Origin of the sequence: Amycolatopsis sp. NPDC049252 (genome assembly GCF_043197175.1) — a bacterium.
GTDB lineage: Bacteria > Actinomycetota > Actinomycetes > Mycobacteriales > Pseudonocardiaceae > Amycolatopsis.
In genome coordinates this window covers 24,251-28,884 of the sequence record NZ_JBICSQ010000095.1, presented here as the reverse complement: position 1 = coordinate 28,884, position 4,634 = coordinate 24,251, and the positions used below count along the sequence as shown (strand labels likewise).

The following is a 4,634-nucleotide window of genomic DNA, read 5'->3' as shown; positions in this document are numbered from 1 at the left end:
TACGGCAAGGCGACGCCGGAGGCGCTGGCGGAGTCGGCGTTGTGGGAGGCGTCGCTGTTCGCCGAGCACGATTTCCACGACATCAAGATCTCGGTCAAGCACAACGACCCGGTGGTCATGGTCCGCGCCTACGAGCTGCTCGCCGAGCAGTGCGACTACCCGCTGCATCTGGGTGTCACCGAGGCGGGCCCGGCGTTCCAGGGCACGATCAAGTCGGCTGTGGCGTTCGGTGCGCTGTTGCGGCAGGGGATCGGTGACACGATCCGGGTGTCGTTGTCGGCGCCGCCGGTCGAAGAGGTCAAGGTCGGCATCCAGATCCTGCAGTCGCTGAATCTGAAGCAGCGGAAGCTGGAGATCGTGTCGTGCCCGTCGTGCGGGCGCGCGCAGGTCGACGTCTACACCCTCGCCGAGCAGGTCACCGCCGGTCTGGAGGGGATGGAGATCCCGCTGCGGGTGGCGGTGATGGGCTGCGTGGTGAACGGTCCGGGTGAGGCCCGTGAGGCCGACCTGGGTGTGGCGTCGGGTAACGGCAAGGGGCAGATCTTCGTGAAGGGCGAGGTCATCAAGACCGTGCCGGAGCACGCGATCGTCGAGACCCTGATCGAGGAGGCCATGCGCATCGCCGAAGAGGCGGGCGAAGGACTCGGCGAGGGTGCCCCGGTCGTCACCGCCGGCTGAGCCGGACCTGCTCGCGGAACGACGTCCTGGAACGGCCGGCGCTAGCTCGGCGCGCTGCTGAGGGCCTCGTCTTGGCCGGCCCCGGAAGGGGTGTTCGCCGCGAACTTCGACGTGGCGGGCATCCGGCTGCCGGACGGCGCCCCCGCGGCGCGGTGGATCCGGCGCGATGGCCCTTTCAACGGCGTGCTGCCGTTCCGCTACCTCGGCGCCGACGACCTGGCCGGCCCGAGCCACACCGGCCGGCCCGCCGCTCACTCCTGGTACGAGCCCTCACCCCTGTAGGTGGTGCTGGGCGGCGTCGCGGATCTGCAGCCGGACGTTCTCCAGCGCGGCCGCGACCTCGTCGATCTGCTGCGAGGCGAGCTGGATGGAGCCCTGGATCGCGGTCGCGGTCGACGTCTCCCCGAGCAGGCCCATGACCTGGGCCTGCAGGTCCTCGAGGTCGCTCTTCGTCGCGAGCGCGATGCCGGTGGGCACCTGGTCGGCGAGCAGCTCCAGCTGCTGCGCCTGCTCCTGGATCGTCATCGGGGGTTCCTTCCGCGGTGGGGGACGCCCCTCCGTGTTAGCAGAAACCGGAACCGTCGGTGGTGACGTTTACGCTGGTATTCGTGAGCGCGGGCTGGGCCGTCGGCGAGCCGCACCCGGTGGTGCGGCCCCTGGTCACGCGCTACATCGGGTACGCGCAGGACGACGTCACCCTCGCCGTGCACCGCGGCTTGCCCTCCCGGTACGTGACGCTCGTCATCAGCCTCGCCGGGCCCGTCCGGATGGCCGGGCACCGGCTGCAGGCCCTGGTCGGCGGGCTGCACACCAGCGCGGTGCTGATCGAGCAGGACCGGACGCAGGAGGGCCTCCAGCTCGAGCTCGACCCGCTGGGCGTGCGCACCCTGCTCGGCGTCACGGCGGCCGAGCTGAGCGGGAACGTCGTGGACCTGGCCGAGTTCGGCCTCGGCGACCTCCCGGAGCGGCTGCGGGAGCTGCCCGCCTGGCCCGAGCGGTTCGCGCTGCTCGACGACGTCCTGGCCGCGCGGGCGGTGGACCCGCGGCAGCCGCCGCCGGAACTGGGGGAGGCGTGGCGCCGGATGCGCGGGGCCGACGGGCAGGTGCGCGTCGCGGACCTCGCCGGTGCGGTCGGCTGGAGCCGGCGCCACCTCGGCGAGCGCTTCCGGACGGAGCTGGGGCTGGCGCCGAAGCAGGCCGCGCGGGTGCTGCGGTTCGAGCGGGCCGGGCGGCTGCTGCGCCGGGGGCACTCCGACCTGGCCGCCCTCGCCGTCGAGTGCGGGTTCTACGACCAGGCGCACCTGAGCAACGAGTGGCGGGCGCTGGCCGGGTGCACGCCGGGCACGTGGATCGCCGAGGAGCTCCCGTTCCTCCAAGACGAGCGGGTGGCCGCCGGGCAAGACTCACCGGCATGACTCCCGCACCGAACGTCTGGCCCGCCCTCCGTTACGACGACGCCCCGGCCGCGGTCCGCTTCCTCGTCGACGTCCTGGGCTTCACCGAGGCACTGGTCGTGCCCGAGGGCGACCTGATCGCCCACGCCGAGCTGCGCTGGCCCGAAGGCGGCGCCGTGATGCTCGGCAGCGTCCGCCCGCCCGACGGCGTCCACGACGCCATGAAACCCGGCACCGGCGCGGTGTACGTCGTGTCGGACCACGTGGACGACGTCCACGCGAAGGCGAAGGCCGCCGGGGCCGAGATCACCGCCGAGCTGACCGACACCGGCTACGGCTCGCACACGTTCAGCCTGCGCGACCCCGAAGGCAACGCCTGGACGTTCGGCACCTACCGCGGCGCGCCCTGACCTACTGGACGGGGCGTTCGAAGGTGACGAGCAGGCCGTCGACGCCGCCCGGGCCGACCCGGCCCTTGACCTCCGCCGACGTGATGGCCTTCAGCTGCCATCCGTCGGCGGCGCGGTCGTTGAGCAGCTTCTCGAGCTTGTCCCCGGACATCTTGCCGCCCAGGAGCTTCTCGCGGACCTCGACGACCTTGTACGTGTAGCGCTGCATGGACCCGATTCTGCCCGGAACGCCGGACACCGGCTGTTCATCTGAGCGTGTCTAGAGGCTCGCGTTCCGTTTCGGCTGTTCATCTGGCACCCTGGAGCCCGTGTTGCGGCTTGCAGGTGCACGGCTGCTCGATGATCGGGACTATCCGGCGGTCCGTGCCGCGCTCGCCGCCGACCCGGTGGGCAGCTGCATGGTCAGTGCCAGGGTGGAGGCCGCGGGCCTCGATCCCTGGCGGCTCGGTGGTGAGCTCTGGGCCGCCGACAACCGCCCGGTTCGCGCCGGGCGGCTCCAGGGGCTGTGCTTCTCCGGTCCCAACCTGATCCCCCTGCGCGGCAACGCGCCCGCGTTGCGCTCCTTCGCCGACCGCGCCCTGCGCCGCCAGCGGACGTGCTCGTCGCTGGTCGGCCCGGCCGAGCAGGTCCTCGGCCTGTGGGAGGAGCTCTCCGACGAGTGGGGCCCGGCCCGCGAAGTGCGCGACGACCAGCCGCTGATGGCCCTGGACACGCTGCCGGTCGTCAAGGCCGACCCGGCCGTCCGCGCGGTCCGCCCGGACGAGCTCGAGCGCTACCTGCCCGCCGCCGTCAAGATGTTCATCGAAGAGGTCGGCGTCGACCCGCGCAGCGGCGACGGCGGCGCCAGCTACCGCGCCCGGGTCACCGAGCTGATCGCCGCCGGGCGCGCGTTCGCCCGGTTCGAGCACGGCGAGGTCGTGTTCAAGGCCGAGATCGGCGCGATGTCGGCGACCGTCGGGCAGATCCAGGGTGTCTGGGTGCATCCCGAGCGCCGTGGTGACGGCCTCGGCACCGCGGGCACGGCCGCCGTGGTGAACCGGCTCGTGCGCGGCCTCGGCCGCACCGCGAGCCTGTACGTCAACGGCTACAACAAACCCGCGCTCGCGGCCTACCGCAAGATCGGCTTCCAGCAGGTCGGCCAGTACGCGACGGTGCTGTTCTAGCACTCTTCCGTGGCGGCGTTTCGGCCCCACCGCGAGGCTCTGACCAGGGCATCATCCCGCCATGAGTGCACGTCGAAGCGCTGCCGTGCTCGCGGTGCTGCTGCTCGCCGCCTCGACCGCGGCCGGCTGTTCGGGCGACGGTCCCGAGGACGCCCTGTCGGCGTTCCTGGACGCCGTCGCCTCGGGCGACGTCGCCGCCGCGGCGGCGGACACCGACTCGCCGGACGCGGCGAAGACCGTGCTGACGCAGGTCCGCGGCGCCCTCGACCCGGAGTCACTGGACGTCGAGGACGAAGAGGTGAAGGAGCCGGCCGACGGGGACACCGTCACGGCCGGCTACCAGCTCACCTGGCACCTCCCGCACGGCCGCACCTGGACCTACCGCGCCGACGCCCAGCTGCGCGCGGCCGAGAGCGGCTGGCAGGTGCACTGGCAGCCGACGGTCGTGCACCCGCAGCTCGCGGCCGGCCAGACCCTCGGCGTGCTGCCGCAGCTGCCGGAGACCGCGCCGGTCCTCGACCGCGACGGCGTGCCGCTGATGCGCCCGCAGACCGTGATCGGGGTGGTCGTCGACCCGCAGAAGACCGGCGACGCGGGCGCGGTGGCCAAGTCGCTCGCCGCCGCGCTGCACCGGTACGAGCCGTCGGTGACCGGCCGTTCGCTGCTGGACGGGATGGGCAAGACCAAGCCCGGCAGCACCTTCCCGGTGATCACCCTGCGGGCCGGCGACTACCAGCGGGTCAAGCCGGTGATCTACGACCTGCCCGGCGTCCGGTTCGCCGCCCAGGAGCGGCTGCTGCCGGTGACGCGCGGGTCCGGGGCGCAGGTGCTGCCCGCCATCCGCGCGCTGGTCGAGCAGGAGCTGGCCGGCGCGGCGGGCTGGCGGATCGTCACCCAGGACGTCACCGGGGGCGAGGTGGCCGAGCTGCGGGCCGAGCCGCCGCGGCCGGGCCCCGCGATCACCAGCACGCTCAGCGCAAGGGTCCAGG

The 4,634-nt window shown here is 73.0% G+C and carries 8 protein-coding genes; 6 read left to right on the top strand and 2 right to left on the bottom strand.

The genetic code is table 11. The annotated features are described in order from the left end of the window. Both ACGFMK_RS43360 and ACGFMK_RS43355 read left to right on the top strand, forming a co-directional pair. The coding region (locus ACGFMK_RS43360; RefSeq protein ID WP_392775967.1) for a flavodoxin-dependent (E)-4-hydroxy-3-methylbut-2-enyl-diphosphate synthase at nucleotides 1-678 on the top strand (678 nt) is incomplete at its 5' end. A 90-nt stretch (nucleotides 679-768) separates the two neighbouring features. Beyond that, nucleotides 769-960, top strand: a complete 192-nt coding sequence (locus tag ACGFMK_RS43355) for a hypothetical protein (protein ID WP_392775964.1) — start codon at nucleotides 769-771, stop codon at nucleotides 958-960. On the opposite strand, the gene ACGFMK_RS43350 is transcribed toward ACGFMK_RS43355, so the two are convergent. Then, nucleotides 949-1,203 (bottom strand): hypothetical protein, encoded by a 255-nt coding sequence (locus ACGFMK_RS43350; RefSeq protein ID WP_247062465.1) that lies wholly within the window; start codon nucleotides 1,201-1,203, stop codon nucleotides 949-951. The two genes, ACGFMK_RS43355 and ACGFMK_RS43350, sit on opposite strands and share 12 nt — an antisense overlap. 83 nt (nucleotides 1,204-1,286) lie before the next feature. Here ACGFMK_RS43350 and ACGFMK_RS43345 point away from each other — a divergent pair, with 83 nt between their 5' ends. Together ACGFMK_RS43345 and ACGFMK_RS43340 are read left to right on the top strand one after the other, a co-directional pair. Beyond that, complete coding sequence (locus tag ACGFMK_RS43345) at nucleotides 1,287-2,093, top strand: helix-turn-helix domain-containing protein (protein ID WP_392775961.1); 807 nt, start codon at nucleotides 1,287-1,289, stop codon at nucleotides 2,091-2,093. Next, entirely contained in the window at nucleotides 2,090-2,482 is a 393-nt protein-coding gene (locus ACGFMK_RS43340) for a VOC family protein (protein ID WP_392775958.1), read from the top strand. The genes ACGFMK_RS43345 and ACGFMK_RS43340 overlap by 4 nt, the downstream gene beginning before the upstream one ends. Nucleotide 2,483: 1 nt before the next feature. Here the strand turns inward: ACGFMK_RS43340 and ACGFMK_RS43335 are convergent, their stop codons facing one another. Continuing rightward, nucleotides 2,484-2,690: a DUF4177 domain-containing protein gene (locus tag ACGFMK_RS43335; RefSeq protein WP_392775956.1), complete on the bottom strand. Its 207-nt coding sequence runs from the start codon at nucleotides 2,688-2,690 to the stop codon at nucleotides 2,484-2,486. 100 nt (nucleotides 2,691-2,790) lie between these two features. On the opposite strand from ACGFMK_RS43335, the gene ACGFMK_RS43330 reads away from it, so the two are divergent. Together ACGFMK_RS43330 and ACGFMK_RS43325 are read left to right on the top strand one after the other, a co-directional pair. Beyond that, complete coding sequence (locus ACGFMK_RS43330; RefSeq protein ID WP_392775953.1) at nucleotides 2,791-3,645, top strand: GNAT family N-acetyltransferase; 855 nt, start codon at nucleotides 2,791-2,793, stop codon at nucleotides 3,643-3,645. Nucleotides 3,646-3,706: 61 nt separating this feature from the next. Then, nucleotides 3,707-4,634, top strand: a 928-nt coding sequence (locus tag ACGFMK_RS43325; protein ID WP_392775950.1) for an NTF2-like N-terminal transpeptidase domain-containing protein, incomplete at its 3' end; no start/stop codon positions are given.